A 15456-nucleotide genomic window follows, 5' to 3' on the forward strand; every position below is an offset into this window, starting at 1 on the left:
GATTGCGGTAGCGCTCGGCGTAGTCGAGCCCGTAGCCGATCACGAACTCGTTCGGGATGTCGAAGCCCACGTAGGCCACGTCGGTCCCCTCTCCGCGAGACGCCGCTCCGGAACGCGACACGCCGACGGACGTGTACTCACGGGGCATCTCGCGGAGGCGAGACGGAGGCCGGGCACCCGTAGAGTGGCCGGGTGGAAGCAGCCGACATCGCCGACGACATCACCGAGGTCCTCTACACCGAGGCCGAGATCCACGAGCGGATCCGCGACCTGGCCCGGGCCATCGAGCGCGACTACGCGGGCGAGAACCTGCTCATCGTCGGGGTGCTGCGCGGCGCCGTGATGGTGATGGCCGATCTGGCCCGCGAGCTCAAGCTCGACATCGTCATGGACTGGATGGCCGTCTCGTCCTACGGGAGCGGCACCAAGTCCTCCGGCGTGGTGCGGATCCTCAAGGACCTCGACTCCGACATCACGAACCGCAAGGTGCTGATCGTCGAGGACATCATCGACTCCGGCCTCACGCTCTCGTGGCTGCAGGGCAACCTCCGCAGCCGCGGCGCCGAGTCGGTCGAGATCTGCGCGCTGTTCCGCAAGCCGGAGGCCGCGAAGGTCGAGGTCGACGTGGCCTACGTGGGCTTCGACATCCCGAACGAGTTCGTGATCGGCTACGGGCTCGACTACGCCGAGCGCTACCGCAATCTCCGCGATGTCGCCGTCCTCGCCCCGCACGTCTACGAGTAGCGCCGCCGACACCGCGCAGGAGAGCCTCGAGCGGCTCTTCGCGGTGCCGCTGCTGGGCTACCACATGAGCTACCCGACCTCGCTGCGGGCGGATCTCGAGTTCAACTACTGGTGGCTCGCTCACGCGATCGACGCGGCCGTCGACGCCTTCGAGCGCACGGGCGACGAGGCGCACCTGGAGCGGGCCCGGCGGATCCACCGCGCGATCCGCGTCCGCAACGGCGGGCGCCTGGTCAACGGCTACTTCGACGACATGATGTGGCTCGGCGGCGCGCTCGCCCGCCTCGGGGAGGCCTCGGGCGACCTGCGGTTTCTCGATCGCGCCGACCGCCTCTGGCGCTTCGCCGTCGCGAAGGGCTGGAACCTCCGCCACGGGGCGAGCCTCGCCTGGCGCCGTCGGCAGCTGGACTACAAGAACGCGCCCGCCAACGGCCCGTTCGCGATCCTCGGCGCGCGCCTGGAGCGGCTGCGGCCCGACGGCCGGGAGGAGCTCTCGCGCGCCGCCCTCGACTGGATGCACGTGCGCCTCCGCGACGACGACACCGGCTTCGTCGCCGACGGCATCGGCCGCGAGGGCGGCTCCGCCCGCGACGACTGGGCCTTCAGCTACAACCACGCCGTCTACATCGGGGCGGCGCTCGCCCTGCACCGCCTGCGGCCCGACCCCCGCCTGGTGGCCCACGCCTCTCGCACGGCCGAGGACCTGCTCGACCGGCTCGCCCCCGACGGCGTCTTCGTCGACCAGGGATCGGGGGACGGCGCCCTGTTCGGCGGCATCGCCTACCGGCACCTCGTCGACCTCGCCACGACGAGCGGAGTCGCGCCCGCAGTGGCCGCCCGCGTCCGCGGCTTCGTCGCCGGCAGCGTCGCCGCGCTGCAGAGCTCGAGCGTGCGCGGCGGGGTGCTGCTGGCAGGGCCCCGCTGGGACGCGCCCCCGTCGCTCCCCGCCACGCTCTCGGCCGAGATCGGCGCCGTGCTCGCCCTGGAGGCGTCGGCGCGACTGGACCGGTCGCCGGTGCCGTCAGACTGACGGGGTGAAGGCACCCGAGAAGCGCACCGTCGCCGTCGTGATCAACCCGAGCAAGTTCGACGACGTCGGCGCCGCGGAGGACCTGGTCGCGACGATCGCGCGCCGCCACGGCTGGAAGGAACCGCTCTGGTTCGAGACCAGCCCGGGCGACTCCGGTGCCGCCGCGGCCCGCGCCGCGCTCGAGGCGGGCCCGGACCTGGTCTGCTCGATGGGCGGCGACGGCACCGTCCGGGCCGTCGCCACGGTGCTGCGCCGGACCGGCGTCCCCTACGGCCTGCTGCCCAGCGGCACCGGCAACCTCCTCGCGCGGAACCTCGGGATCCCGCTCGGCTCCCTGCCCGAAGCGGTCGAGATCGCCCTGCTCGGGCAGGACCGCGCCATCGACGTGGGCACGGCCGCGTTCGACGACGGCGAGGAGCGGGTGTTCATGGTGATGGGCGGGGTGGGCCTGGACGCCGAGATCATGGACAAGACGGACGAGGAGCTGAAGAAGCGGGTGGGCTGGGGCGCCTACTTCGCGGCGGGGGCGCCGGCGATGTTCAAGGCCGGCTTCGAGGTGACCCTCACGATCGACGGCGCGGAGGAGCCTCCGCAGCGCTGCTTCATGGTGCTGGCCTGCAACTGCAGCTCCGTGGTGGCGAACATCGAGCTGGCCGCCGGAGCCGTGCTCGACGACGGCGACCTGGAGCTGGTGCTGCTGCGGCGGCGCTTCGGCCTCGCGCTGGACGTCGCGACCGGCAACCGCAACGGGCTCGCGTCACTCCGGCAGTGGCCCGGCCGCGAGTTCTCGTTCGAGCTCGACCAGCCGGTGCTCGCCGAGCTGGACGGCGATCCGGTCGGCCGCACCCGCTCCGGGCGCTTCGGCGTGGATCCGGGCGCCCTGCTCGTGCGCCTGCCGGTGCCCACGCCACGGAGCCCGGGACTGACTCCGCACGACTCCGTGATCGTCGACACGTCCGCCATCGCGACGCTGCTCCCGGAGCCGCCCTCCTCCTGACGCTTGCGCGCTCTTCTTTACGGTTGTAAATTATCTGACAGACGTAAAGAAGGTGCTCCTCGCGCCGGGAAGAAGGACCCCGTGACCGATCCGCGGCTCACCCGCTCGCGCGAGCTCCTGCTCACCGCGATCACGACGGCCCTCGACCGCCCGGGCGACGACCAGCCCTCCATCACCGAGCTCTGCGGCGCCGCCGGGGTCAGCCGGCCCACGTTCTACCAGCACTTCGGCGACGTCCCGTCCCTAATCGAGGCCGCCGCAGTGGAGCGGATGCACGCGCTGTTCGGCGACGTCGCTCCCGGCACCGCCCCCGCCGACTGGGAGGGCGCGGTCCCCCGCATCGTCCGCGGCCTCCTCGAGGGCCTGCTCGTGCACGCCGACTTCTACCGCCGTGTGCTGAGCGGAGGCACGGCCCGCGCCGTTCAGGAGTCGGTCGTCGCGTTCCTCGCGCAGCGGCTCCTCGCCTTCTCCCCCCTCGCCGAGCGCGGATCGGGCGGCGGCGACCACGCCCGCGTCGAGCGCTTCGCCGTCCTCCTCGCCGCCGGCACCACCTGGCTGGTCGTCGGCTGGCTCCTCGACGGCGACGCCCGCCGCCCCGTGGCCTCGGCCTCCGCCGACATCGCCGAGCTCCTCGTCACCGGAGTCGCCTCGCCGCGGCTCGCCGCCCTGCACTCCACGAAGTAGAAGGACCATGACCACCTCCCCGCTCCGCCGCGCCCTGCGCGCCGTGAACCCGCGCCTCGTCGTCGTCTTCGCCGCGATCGCGCTCATCCCGCTGATCTACTCGGGACTGCTGACCTCGGCCAACCTCGATCCCACACACCACCTCGACACGGTGCCCGCCGCGATCGTCAACGAGGACACCGGCGCGACCGCCTCGGACGGCTCCGCGCTCGCCCTCGGCGACGACCTGACCGAGCAGCTCACCACCGACACGTCCGGCTCGGACTTCGCCTGGACGGCGACCGGTGCCGACGAGGCGTCCCGCGAGCTCGCCTCGGGCGACGTCCTCGCCGTCCTGACGGTGCCGGCCGGCTTCTCGGCCGACGTCGCCTCCGTCGGCGGCGACGATCCCGCTGCGGCCGTGCAGGCGAAGCTGTCGATCGAGACGAACGACGCGGCCAACCTGATCGTCGGCAACATCGCCTCCACCATCGGCACCACCGTGACGAAGACCCTCGAGGAGAAGGTCGGCGCGACCTACCTCGAGAACGTCTACCTCGGCTTCACCGACGTGCACTCGAGCCTCGAGCAGGCGGCCGACGGCGCCGCTCAGCTGGCGGACGGCGCAGGAACCGCCGCGTCCGGCTCGTCCGAGCTGGTCGTCGGGCTCACGCAGCTGCAGGACGGCACCGCGCAGCTGGCGACCGGTGCCGACTCCCTCCGCTCGGGTGCGGGGAGCGCGGCCTCCGGAGCGTCCGACCTCTCGTCGGGACTCCAGCGGATCGCGAGCGGGACCGGGCAGCTGCCCGACCAGGCGGCGGCGCTCGACACCGGAGCCCGCACGGTCGCCGACGGCGCGCAGCAGCTCGACGGCGGAGCGGCGTCGCTCGCCTCGGGCGCCACCGACCTCGCCGCGGGGACGTCGACCCTGAAGGACGGCGCGGCCTCGGCGGCGTCCGGCGCCGAGGCGCTGGCCACCGGGTCCGCCTCGGTCTCCGACGGAGCGGGGAAGGCCCTCGCAGGAGCCCAGCAGCTCGCGACCGGCGCGGGGACGCTCGCGGCCGCCACTCCGGGACTCGCCTCCGGAGCGACCGGAGTCGACTCCGGCCTCGCCTCCCTGCTCTCGCGGTACGACTCCCTCTCGGACGCCCAGCGCGTGGCCGAGCTGACCGCCCTCGAGAAGGGTGCGGCCGCTCTCGCGGGCGGAGCCGCCTCGGCGGACGCGGGCGCGCAGACGCTCGCCTCCGGTGCGACCGCGCTCGTCGGCGACGACGGCAGCGGACTGACGGCGCTCGCCTCCGGTGCCGCCACGGTCTCGGGTGGAGCCGCCGACCTCGCGACCGGCACCGCCGCCCTGGCCGCCGGGGCGTCCACCGCCGCCGACGGCGCTCAGAAGCTCCAGACCGGTGCGCAGGCGCTCGCCCAGGGAGCGGCGACCCTCGACGGCGGAGCCTCGCAGCTCGCCGGCGGAGTGGACACCCTCTCCGGCGCGGTCGGCCCGCTCACCAGCGGCATCGCCTCCGCGGCCGCCGGCGCCTCCGACCTCGCCTCCGGAACGGCCGCCCTCGCGACGGGCGCCTCGGACCTCGCGGACGGCGCGGAGACCGCCGCGACCGGCTCGGCCGACGCGGCCACCGGTTCGCAGGACCTCGCCGACGGGATCGACTCGCTCGCCTCCGGATCGCGCACCCTCGACACGAAGCTCTCGGACGGCGCGGACGACGTGCCCTCCTACACCGGCGAGCAGGCGCAGGAGCTCAGCACCGTCGCGGCCGCGCCTGTCGGGATCGACGCCGAGCGGATGAACCGTGTGCCGTCCTACGGCTACGGCCTCGCCCCCTACTTCATGGCGCTCGCGCTGTGGGTCGGCGCGCTGGCCTTCTACCTGATGAGCGCCCCGCTCAGCTCCCGCCTCCTCGCAGCGCGTCGGCCCGCCTGGGTCATCGCGCTGCGCAGCTACCTGCCCGGCGCGCTGATGGCGGTCGCCCAGGGCGTGCTGGCCGCGCTCGTCATCCGCTTCGGGGTGGGCGTCGAGGCGTCGAACCTGCCCGGGCTGATCGGGATCGCCGTGCTCACGAGCCTCACCTTCGTGGCGATCAACCAGGCGCTGATCGCGCTGCTGGACGCCCCGGGCCGGTTCCTGGCGCTGCTGATGATCGTGCTGCAGCTGTCCTCGGCCGGAGGCACCTACCCGGTCGAGACCGCGCCCGCCTTCTTCCAGGCGATCCACGGCGTGCTGCCGCTGACCTGGACGGTGGAGGCGTTCCGCTCGCTGATCGCCGGCGGCAGCATCGGAGTCGCGCACGCGGTCCTGGTGCTCGTGCTCTGGCTGGTCGGGGCGCTCGCCGTGACCGTGCTGGCCGCCGCCCGGCGCCGCCGCGGCCTCGAGCCCGCCCTCCGCGACCCGGAGCCCCTCCTCGAGTCGGCCTGACCCGGGCCGGGGCGGGCCTGGTCGGTCGTTCCGTCCGCGTCTGCTGCCCCTCCGCCTCGCGAGACCGCAGAAGTCGTCGCACTCGCCCTCGAGTGCGACAACTCCTGCGCTCTCGCGGCGCGTCCTCCCTCGCTTCCTCCGCCCCGCCTCGAAACCGCAGTAGTCGTCGCTTTCGAGCTCGAGTGCGACAACTCCTGCGCTCTCGCTGAGCATCCGGCCCGCGACGCACGCCTCCACCCGCAAGGCAGAGGACGCGGACCGGGAAACGCGTGCCAGCGTTTCCCGGCAGTCCGACGTACCCCGCTCTGCGGAACGCACCCCGTCGGGAAGCCGATTGCGCGCGGGGATGCGGCCCGCCGCATCCCCGCCGGTCGGCACCGACGCGTGCCAGCGTTTCCCGGCAGTCCGACGTACCCCGCTCTGCGGAACGCACCCCGTCGGGAAGCCGACTGGGCGCGGAGATGCGGCCCGCCGCATCCCCGCCGGTCGGCACCGACGCGTGCCAGCGTTTCCCGGCAGTCCGACGTCCCCGCTCTGCGCAACGCACCCCGTCGGGAAGCCGACTGGGCGCGCGGCTCCGGCCCGCGACGCACGCCTCCACCCGCAAGGCAGAGGACGCGGACCGGGAAACGCGTGCCAGCGTTTCCCGGCAGTCCGACGCGACCCGCTCTGCGGAACGCACCCCGTCGCGAAGCCGACCGCGCGCGGGGATGCGGCCCGCCGCATCCCCGCCGGACAGCACAGCCCGCGGCCGTTCGGCCCACGGCGAACGCGTGGGTGGCGCTCAGAGTGCGGGAGGTAGCCTGGCAGGCACAATCTCCTCGTCAGAAAGGCGCCGGGTGTCGCACCCGCAACAAGCATGAACGTGAAGCGCATCTTCCGGGGTCCCATCCTCTACGTCGTCCTGGCGATCGTCGCGGTGTGGATCGGCTCCTCGCTGATCACCATGTCCGGCTTCCGGCCGGTCACGACGCAGGAGGGCCTCGACCTCCTGAAGGACGGCAAGGTCGACTCGGCGAAGATCGTGGACGGCGAGCAGCGCGTCGACCTCACGCTCAAGCAGGCCGACGGCGACAACGGCACGCAGGTGCAGTTCTACTACGTGGCCCCTCGCGGCGCGGAGGTCGTCGACGCGGTGTCCGCGGCGGATCTCGGCAGCACCGGCTACAACGACGAGGTCCCGCAGACCAACTGGTTCCTCTCGGCCCTCGGCTTCCTGCTCCCCATCCTCCTGATCGGCGCGTTCTTCTGGCTGATGCTCTCGGGCATGCAGGGCGGAGGCAACCGCGTCATGCAGTTCGGCAAGTCGAAGGCGAAGCTCGTCTCGAAGGAGTCGCCCAAGGTCACGTTCGGCGACGTCGCCGGCGCCGACGAGGCGATCGAGGAGCTGCACGAGATCAAGGAGTTCCTCAAGGAGCCCGCGAAGTTCCAGGCCGTCGGCGCCCGCATCCCGAAGGGCGTCCTGCTCTACGGCCCTCCCGGCACCGGCAAGACCCTGCTGGCGCGCGCGGTCGCGGGCGAGGCGGGCGTCCCCTTCTACTCCATCTCCGGATCGGACTTCGTCGAGATGTTCGTCGGCGTCGGCGCGAGCCGTGTCCGCGACCTGTTCCAGCAGGCCAAGGAGAACTCGCCGGCCATCATCTTCGTCGACGAGATCGACGCCGTCGGCCGCCACCGCGGCGCCGGCATGGGCGGCGGTCACGACGAGCGCGAGCAGACCCTCAACCAGCTGCTGGTCGAGATGGACGGCTTCGACGTCAAGACCAACGTCATCCTGATCGCGGCGACGAACCGCCCCGACATCCTCGACCCCGCGCTGCTGCGCCCAGGCCGCTTCGACCGCCAGATCGGCGTCGACGCCCCCGACCTGCTCGGCCGCAAGCGGATCCTCGAGGTCCACGGCCGCGGCAAGCCGCTCGCCGGCGGAGTCGACCTCGAGGTCGTCGCCCGCAAGACCCCGGGCTTCACCGGCGCCGACCTGGCGAACGTCCTCAACGAGGCCGCGCTGCTGACCGCCCGCTCCAACGCGCAGCTGATCGACAACCGCGCGCTCGACGAGGCCATCGACCGCGTCATCGCGGGACCGCAGCGCCGTACGCGGGTCATGCGCGACAAGGAGAAGCTGATCACCGCCTACCACGAGGGCGGACACGCTCTGGCGGCGGCGGCGATGCGCCACACCGACCCCGTGACCAAGGTCACGATCCTGCCGCGCGGCCGCGCCCTCGGCTACACGATGGTGCTCCCGCTGGAGGACAAGTACTCCACCACCCGCAACGAGCTCCTCGACCAACTCGCGTACGCCATGGGCGGCCGCGTCGCGGAGGAGATCGTCTTCCACGACCCCACCACCGGAGCGTCGAACGACATCGAGAAGGCGACCTCCATCGCCCGCAAGATGGTCACCGACTACGGCATGTCCGCGAACGTCGGAGCGGTCAAGCTCGGCCAGTCGTCGGGCGAGATGTTCCTCGGCCGCGACATGGGCCACCAGCGCGACTACTCCGAGCAGATCGCCGAGACGGTCGACGCCGAGACGCGCCAGCTGATCGAGCAGGCGCACGACGAGGCGTGGCAGGTCATCAACGACAACCGCGACATCCTCGACCGCCTCGCGATGGAGCTGCTCGAGAAGGAGACGCTCGACCACGACCAGCTGGCCGAGATCTTCAAGGACGTCCGCCGCATCGACGAGCGCCCGCAGTGGCTCTCGAGCGACAAGCGCCCCCTGTCCGACCTGCCGCCCATCGCGGTCCCGGTCGCCAAGGCGCCGATCGACTCGGGCGCGACCGACGGAGGCGTCTCCTCCGCCGGCGCGGACGAGGTCGCTCCGAAGCGTCCGCCGCTGATCAACCCGCGCCCCGCGACGGCGTAGCGCGCGCGTGCCCGTCGACAAGGCGCGCATCGAGGCGGCCGTCGCCGAGATCCTCGCGGCCATCGGGGACGACCCGGGCCGCGAGGGACTCCTCGACACGCCGCGGCGGTTCGCCGAGGCGTACGAGGAGTTCTTCGGCGGGTTCGACGACGACGCCGCGGCCCAGCTGACCGAGACGTTCGCGGTGGTCGAGGGCGGCCAGGAGTCGCCGCTCGACCAGACGGTGATCGTGCGCGACCTCGCCTTCCGCTCCGTCTGCGAGCACCACCTGCTGCCGTTCCTCGGTGTCGCGCACATCGCCTACCGGCCGCGCGAGCGGGTCGTCGGCCTCGGCCGCCTTCCGCGCGTGGTCGAGACGGTCGCGTCGCGCCCGCAGATCCAGGAGCGGATGACCGAGCAGATCGCGGACGCGCTCGAGCAGGGCCTCGCTCCCGAGGGAGTGCTCGTCGTGGTCGACGCCGAGCACGGCTGCGTGCGGATGCGCGGGCCGCGCCAGACCGCGAGCTCGACCGTGACGGTCGCCGCCCGCGGGTCCCTCGCCGACCCGGCCGCTCGCGCCGAGATCATCGCGCTGATCGGCGCCGCTCGGGGGGAGTGACGTGGCCACCACCGTCGCCGATCTCACGCCGACCGGCCGCGCCGCGCTCCTCGGGATCCTCAACGTCACTCCGGACTCGTTCAGCGACGGCGGACGCTGGCTGTCCGTCGACGACGCCGTCCGCCACGGTCTCGACCTGATCCGGCCCGCCGGGGACGGACCCGCCGCGTTCGGCGCGGACCTGGTCGACGTCGGCGGCGAGAGCACCCGCCCCGGTGCCGCGCGCGTCGACTCCGCCGCCGAGCAGGGCCGCGTGCTGCCCGTCGTCCGCGCCCTCGCCGCGGAGGGGGTGCGCGTCAGCATCGACACGATGAGCGCCGCCACGGCCGAGGCCGCTCTGGACGCGGGCGCCGTGGTAGTCAACGACGTCTCCGGCGGCCTCGCCGATCCGCGGATGCTCCCGCTCGTCGCCGAGCGCGGCGCGGTCTACATCGCGATGCACTGGCGCGGGCACAGCGCGGGCATGACCGCTCTCGCCTCCTACGGCGACGTCGTGGCGGACGTCCGCGGCGAGCTCGAGCGCCGCGTCGACGCCGCGCGCGAGGCCGGGATCCGGGACGACCGCCTCCTGCTCGACCCGGGCCTCGGCTTCGCGAAGGTCGGCGCGCACGACTGGGCGCTGCTGGCCGGGCTCGACGCGATCGTCTCGCTGGGTTTCCCGGTCCTCGTCGGCCACTCGCGCAAGCGGTTCCTCGCTCCGTTCGCCCCCGCCGGCGCCCCGGCGGCCGAGCGGGACGAGGTCTCCGCCATGCTGAGCCTCGTCGCCGCCGAGCACGGCGCCTGGGGCGTCCGGGTCCACGACGTCCGCTCGTCCGCCCGCGCCCTGGCCCTCGCCGCCCGACTCCAGGAGGAGACCCCGTGACCGCGATCGACCCCGCAGCCCTCGCCGTGCGCGACTCCATCACCCTCACCGGGCTGCGCGTGCGCGCGCACCACGGCGTCTTCGACTTCGAGCGCGAGAACGGCCAGGACTTCGTGATCGACGCGACGGTCTGGCTCGACACCGCCCCGGCGGCCGAGGGCGACGCGCTGGCCGAGACGGTGCACTACGGCGAGCTCGCGATCGCCCTGGCCGACGCGGTGACCCGCGACCCGGTCGACCTCCTCGAGACTCTGGCCGAGCGCCTCGCCCGGGTGGCCCTGGGCTTCGCCGCCGCCGACGTCGTCCGCATCACCGTCCACAAGCCGGACGCGCCGATCCCGCTGCCGTTCGAGGACGTCGCTGTGCAGATCACGAGGACCCGCTCGTGAGGCCGCGGCAGGAGCGCGTCCGCCCGGTGCGCCACGTCGTCCTCGCGCTCGGCAGCAACCTCGGCGACCGCCTCGAGCACCTGGAGGAGGCGCTGCGGGCCCTCGCGACGACGCCGGGCCTGCGCATCGAGGCCGTGTCCAAGGTCGTCGAGTCGCCCGCGTGGAAGCCCGGGGGCGTCGACGAGGACGCGCCCGGGTACCTCAACGCGGTCGTGACCGGCTCGACCGTCCTCGAGCCCGACGACCTGCTCGCGGCGACGGCGGCGATCGAATCGGCCGGCGGCCGGATCCGCGGCGAGGGCGAGGAGCGCTGGGGCGACCGGACGCTCGACATCGATGTGATCGCGGTCGGCGGAGTGCTCCGCGACGACGCTCACCTGACCCTCCCGCACCCGCGGGCGGCCGAGCGCGCGTTCGTGCTCGAGCCGTGGCTCGACGTCGAGCCGGCAGCGGTCCTGCCCGGAGCCGGACCCGTGGCCGCGCTGCGCGCGCGGGCGACCGACCGCGTGACCGACCACCCGGCCGGGCTGACCTGGCCGGGACGCGGCTCCGCCCGCGGCAGCACCGCCGACCCCGAGAGCAGGACCCCGTGAGGCGCACCCGCACCAGCACCCTGCTCGGACTCGGCCTCGCCGGGGCCGTCGCGGGGTTCCTCCTCGACCTCGCCATCGCCGCCGCAGGCCGCCCCGTGCTCATCCCGCCGCTGACGGTGCCGCTCACCCTGATCGTGGTCGCCGCCCTCGTGCTCGGCTTCGCGATCCCGATCCACCGCGCGACCAAGGGGACGCTGCGCCGGCGGATCGATCCCTTCCGGGCGATGCGCGTCGTGGTGCTGGCGAAGGCGTCCAGCCACGTCGGGGCGCTGCTGCTCGGAGCCTCCGGCGGCATCCTGGTGTACCTGCTGAGCCGTGCGATCCCTTCGCTAGGCTCCGTGTGGCAGGACGTCGCGACCATCGTGGGAGCGCTCGTCCTGCTGGTGGCCGGCCTGGTCGCCGAGCACCTGTGCACCATCCCGCCGAGCGACGACGACGACAGCGCCGTCGGCGAGGTGAACCACGCCTGACGCCGACGCCCGGACCGCCGCGGGCAGTGAGGACGACGCCATGCCCGCCGAGCCCGAGGACGTGTCGCCGACGACCCGCCGCGACGCGAGGGGGCGCCGGCGGGACCGCCTCGACATCACGGGGGAGTGGCGCCGCGTCTCGCCCCGGTACGTCGCGGTCGAGATCGTGTCGGCCGTCGTGTCGAGCGTGCTGCTGCTCGCCGTGCCCGTGGTGCTGATGCTGATCGGTCTGCCGTGGGGCTGGATCCCGACGGCCGCCGCGGCCGCCCTCGCGGTGACCCTCCTGATCGTCGCCCCGCGCCGCGCGCGCGCCTACGGCTACCTCCTGCGCCAGGACGACCTCCTCTTCCGCCGCGGCATCATGTTCCAGCGCTTCGTGTCGGTGCCGTACGGGCGGATGCAGCTCATCGACGTCAACCGCGGGCCGCTCGCCCGGGCGCTCGGCCTCGCCGACCTCCGCTTCGTCACCGCCGCCGCGGCGACCGGCGTCAGCATTCCGGGCCTGGCCGAGCAGGACGCGGAGGAGCTCCGCGACCGCCTGGTCGAGCTCGCCGAGTCGCGCCGGGCCGGCCTGTGACCGAGCTCCGCGCCGTCGAGACGGACCTCGCCGACGGGGAGTGGCACCGCCTCCACCCCGCGACCCCCGTCCTCAAGGGCGGGATCGGACTGCTGGTCGTCCTCGGCATCGTGATCACGAACCTCCGCGAGCGCCTGGTCGAGCTGTTCCTGCCCGGGCCCGAGGGCTTCGAGAGCGGCGATCCGGTCGACGAGCTGCTGCGCCGGGGCCTCGTCGGCTGGGCCCTGCTGGCGGTGGCGGTGGGCCTGGCGGTCGCGGTCTTCGCGTTCTGGCTGTCCTGGCGGATGCACACCTTCCGCATCACGGACGAGGTCGTCGAGGTGCGCTCCGGCGTGCTCTTCCGGACCAACCGGCGGGCGCGGCTGGACCGCATCCAGGGCATCGCGGTGCAGCGTCCGCTGTTCGCCCGGCTGTTCGGGGCGGCGAAGCTCGAGGTGAGCGTGGCCGGGCAGGACGCGAACGTGCAGCTCTCGTACCTCGGCTCGCGGCTGGTGGACGCGCTGCGCCGCGACATCCTGCGGCTCGCCTCGGGGGTGCGCGAGCGGGAGGCGACGACCGACGGTGCGGCTCCGGCGGCCGGGTTCCTGGCGCGGCGGCTGGAGGAGTTCGGCGAGCCTCAGGACGGGACGCCGCCCGAGTCGGTCGTCTCGATCCCGCCGGGCCGGCTCCTCGGCTCGCTCGTCTTCAGCGGCTTCACGCTGTTCCTGGCGGCCTCGGCCGTCGCCGTGGTGTTCGTCGCCGTCTACGGCTCGCCCTACGTGCTCTTCGCGATCCTCCCGGGCCTGATCGGCTCGGGCAGCTACTACGTCCGCCAGTTCGTGCGCTCGCTCCGGTACTCGATCGCGGCGACGCCCGACGGCGTGCGGGTCGGCTACGGCGTGCTCTCGACCAGCAGCGACACGATCCCGCCCGGCCGGATCCACGCCGTCGAGATCACCCAGCCGTTGCTCTGGCGCCCCTTCGGCTGGTGGCAGGTGCGGATCGACCGCGCCGGCCACGCGGCCTCCCGCGGGGCGAACGGCGAGCCGAACACCACGATCCTGCCCGTCGGCGACCTCGCCGCGGTCGAGCGCGTTCTCGCGCTCCTGCTGCCCGGACCGGCCGAGGGAGCGGAGTCGACCCCCGTCGGCGACGCGCTCCGACACCGCGACGCGGCCGGCTTCACCCGGGCGCCGCGCTCGGCGGTGTGGCTCCGCCCCTTCTCGTTCCGGCGGACCGGGTACCGGCTGACGGACGAGGTCGCGATCCTGCGCAGCGGAGCGGTCTGGCGGCGGGTCGCCGTGGTACCCCTGGCGCGGATGCAGAGCGTCGGGGTCCAGCAGGGGCCGCTCCAGCGCCTGCTCGGGCTGGCCTCGGCGCGCGTGCACACGGTGGCCGGCCCCGTCACTCCGCTCGTGCCCGTGATGAGCGCTGCCGACGGACTCGCCTTCTTCGAGATCCTCGCGACGGCCGGAGTGCGGGCCGCCGACCGCGACGCGAGCCACCAGTGGGGGCGGCGCGCGGCCGCACCCGCCCTGCCCGACTGGCCCGCTCCGGAGGGGGAACCGCATGCCTGAGAACCGCCGCGACGGACGCCTGGGCGTCGGCGTGATCGGTGCCGGCCGCGTGGGCCCGGTGCTCGGTGCCGCGCTCGCCGGTGCCGGCCACGCCGTGATCGGAGTCGCCACCACCAGCGAGAGCGGCCGCGAGCGCGCCGACGCGCTGCTCCCGGGCGTTCCGGTGCTCGCGATCCCCGAGCTCGTCGAGCGCAGCGAGCTGGTGATCGTCGCCGTCCCCGGGAGCGAGATCGCCGCCCTGGTCGCGGGGCTCGCCGCGACCGGAGCATGGCAGCCCGGCCAGCTGGTGCTGCACACGGCACCCGAGCACGGCTACGGGGTGCTCGCTCCGGCGCTCGCCTCCGGGGTCATCCCCCTCGCCGTCCACCCGGCGATGGCGTTCAGCGGCACCAGCCTCGACCTGGCGCGCCTCGCCGAGACCTACTTCGCCGTGTCGGCGCCGGGCCCGGTGCTGCCGATCGCTCAGGCGCTGGTGGTCGAGATGGGCGGGGAGCCGGTGACCGTGGCGGAGTCGGACCGCGCCGCCTACGCGGAGGCCGTCTCGACCGCCACGACCTTCTCGACCGCGATCGTCGACCAGGCGGCGGGCCTGCTGGCGGGCATCGGCGTCGAGAAGCCGGGCTTCTTCCTCTCGAGCCTCGTCCGCTCCTCCGTCGACGACGCCCTGCGGCGCGCGGCGGGCTGACGGGGCGGCGCCGCTCCTCGTCCAGACACCGCTCCCCGGGCGGGCCGCCGCTCGGGAGGCGGTGCCTCGCGGAGGAGCGCGGCGTCCCGGTACCGCAGGACCCGGCGGCCGCGGGCCCGCCGGTAGCATCGTCGGGTGATCAGCACCGTCCACCGCATCGGCGACCTCCGCGAGCGGCTGCAGGAGGCGCGGCGGGCCGGTCGGCGCATCGCGCTCGTGCCGACGATGGGCGCCCTGCACGCCGGGCACCTCGCCCTCGTCGAGCGGGCGCGCGAGCTGGCCGACGTCGTCGTCGTGTCGGTGTTCGTGAATCCGCTGCAGTTCGGCCCGACCGAGGACCTGGACCGCTACCCGCGCGACCTCGAGGGCGACACCGCCCTGCTCGATGCGGCCGGGGCCGACCTCCTCTTCGCCCCGGGAGTCGCCGAGATGTACCCCGACGGGCCGTCCTCGACCCGGGTCGTCGCGGGCGAGGTCGGCGGCCTCTACGAGGGGCGTGCGCGGCCGGGCCACTTCGACGGGATGCTCACCGTCGTCGCCAAGCTCCTCGGCATCGCGCAGCCGGACGTCGCGGTCTTCGGGCAGAAGGACGCGCAGCAGCTGTTCCTCGTGCGCCGCATGGTCCGCGACCTCGACCTGCCCGTCGCGATCGAGGGCGTCGGCATCGTGCGGGAGGAGGACGGGCTCGCCCGCTCCAGCCGCAACCGCTACCTCGACGAGGAGCAGCGCCGCGCGGGCCTCGCGCTGCCGCGCCTCCTCGCGGCCGCCGCAGGAGCCGCCGACCGCGGTGCCGCCGCGGCGATCCAGGCCGCCGAGGCCGTCGCGCACGCCGAGCCGCTCGTTAGGCTGGACTACCTCGTCGTCGTGGACCCCGCGACGCTCCTCCCGGTCGACGCCGACCACCGCGGCCCGGCACTCGTGCTCGTCGCCGCGATCGTCGGCACCACCCGCCTCCTCGACAACGCCCCGATCCTGCTCGCCTGATC

Annotated in this window: 15 protein-coding genes and 1 pseudogene; 15 read left to right on the plus strand and 1 reads right to left on the minus strand. The window is 74.0% G+C overall.

Annotation, left to right across the window (positions count from 1 at the left end; all coding sequences use genetic code 11):
• A pseudogene (locus tag C5C24_RS14595) lies at positions 1-82 on the minus strand (hypoxanthine phosphoribosyltransferase); the annotation flags it as partial.
• Positions 83-192: 110 nt separating this feature from the next.
• Between C5C24_RS14595 and hpt the strand changes: the two are divergent.
• From hpt to panC, 15 genes are all read left to right on the plus strand, one after another.
• Positions 193-744 carry a hypoxanthine phosphoribosyltransferase gene (hpt, locus tag C5C24_RS14600; protein ID WP_104277249.1) on the plus strand — a complete coding sequence of 184 codons (552 nt, stop codon included), beginning with the start codon at positions 193-195 and terminating at the stop codon, positions 742-744.
• Positions 710-1774, plus strand: a complete 1065-nt coding sequence (locus C5C24_RS14605; RefSeq protein WP_104305308.1) for a glycoside hydrolase family 76 protein — start codon at positions 710-712, stop codon at positions 1772-1774. The genes hpt and C5C24_RS14605 overlap by 35 nt, the downstream gene beginning before the upstream one ends.
• A gap of 4 nt (positions 1775-1778) precedes the next feature.
• Positions 1779-2771, plus strand: a complete 993-nt coding sequence (locus C5C24_RS14610; protein ID WP_104305309.1) for a diacylglycerol kinase family protein — start codon at positions 1779-1781, stop codon at positions 2769-2771.
• 81 nt (positions 2772-2852) lie between these two features.
• Entirely contained in the window at positions 2853-3455 is a 603-nt protein-coding gene (locus tag C5C24_RS14615) for a TetR/AcrR family transcriptional regulator (protein ID WP_104226013.1), read from the plus strand.
• 7 nt (positions 3456-3462) lie between these two features.
• Entirely contained in the window at positions 3463-5865 is a 2403-nt protein-coding gene (locus C5C24_RS14620; RefSeq protein ID WP_104305310.1) for a YhgE/Pip domain-containing protein, read from the plus strand.
• An 859-nt stretch (positions 5866-6724) separates the two neighbouring features.
• On the plus strand, positions 6725-8740 hold the full coding sequence (gene ftsH / locus C5C24_RS14625; RefSeq protein WP_104277253.1) for an ATP-dependent zinc metalloprotease FtsH: 2016 nt from the start codon (positions 6725-6727) through the stop codon (positions 8738-8740).
• A 7-nt stretch (positions 8741-8747) separates the two neighbouring features.
• Complete coding sequence (gene folE, locus C5C24_RS14630; RefSeq protein WP_104224103.1) at positions 8748-9338, plus strand: GTP cyclohydrolase I FolE; 591 nt, start codon at positions 8748-8750, stop codon at positions 9336-9338.
• A 1-nt stretch (position 9339) separates the two neighbouring features.
• Positions 9340-10200: a dihydropteroate synthase gene (folP, locus tag C5C24_RS14635; RefSeq protein ID WP_104305311.1), complete on the plus strand. Its 861-nt coding sequence runs from the start codon at positions 9340-9342 to the stop codon at positions 10198-10200.
• Complete coding sequence (gene folB, locus C5C24_RS14640) at positions 10197-10589, plus strand: dihydroneopterin aldolase (RefSeq protein WP_258065284.1); 393 nt, start codon at positions 10197-10199, stop codon at positions 10587-10589. Before folP ends, folB begins: the two co-directional genes overlap by 4 nt.
• Entirely contained in the window at positions 10586-11182 is a 597-nt protein-coding gene (folK, locus tag C5C24_RS14645) for a 2-amino-4-hydroxy-6-hydroxymethyldihydropteridine diphosphokinase (protein WP_104305312.1), read from the plus strand. The genes folB and folK overlap by 4 nt, the downstream gene beginning before the upstream one ends.
• On the plus strand, positions 11179-11652 hold the full coding sequence (locus C5C24_RS14650) for a DUF3180 domain-containing protein (RefSeq protein ID WP_104277256.1): 474 nt from the start codon (positions 11179-11181) through the stop codon (positions 11650-11652). The genes folK and C5C24_RS14650 overlap by 4 nt, the downstream gene beginning before the upstream one ends.
• Positions 11653-11692: 40 nt before the next feature.
• Positions 11693-12229 carry a PH domain-containing protein gene (locus tag C5C24_RS14655; protein WP_104277257.1) on the plus strand — a complete coding sequence of 179 codons (537 nt, stop codon included), beginning with the start codon at positions 11693-11695 and terminating at the stop codon, positions 12227-12229.
• Positions 12226-13785 carry a PH domain-containing protein gene (locus C5C24_RS14660; protein ID WP_104305313.1) on the plus strand — a complete coding sequence of 520 codons (1560 nt, stop codon included), beginning with the start codon at positions 12226-12228 and terminating at the stop codon, positions 13783-13785. The genes C5C24_RS14655 and C5C24_RS14660 overlap by 4 nt, the downstream gene beginning before the upstream one ends.
• A complete protein-coding gene (locus C5C24_RS14665) occupies positions 13778-14470 on the plus strand; it encodes a Rossmann-like and DUF2520 domain-containing protein (protein WP_104305314.1) in 693 nt (230 codons plus the stop codon). The genes C5C24_RS14660 and C5C24_RS14665 overlap by 8 nt, the downstream gene beginning before the upstream one ends.
• A 135-nt stretch (positions 14471-14605) precedes the next feature.
• A complete protein-coding gene (panC, locus tag C5C24_RS14670; RefSeq protein ID WP_104282288.1) occupies positions 14606-15454 on the plus strand; it encodes a pantoate--beta-alanine ligase in 849 nt (282 codons plus the stop codon).
• Positions 15455-15456 lie beyond the last annotated feature (2 nt).

Origin of the sequence: Rathayibacter sp. AY2B3, assembly GCF_002931755.1 — a bacterium.
GTDB lineage: Bacteria > Actinomycetota > Actinomycetes > Actinomycetales > Microbacteriaceae > Rathayibacter.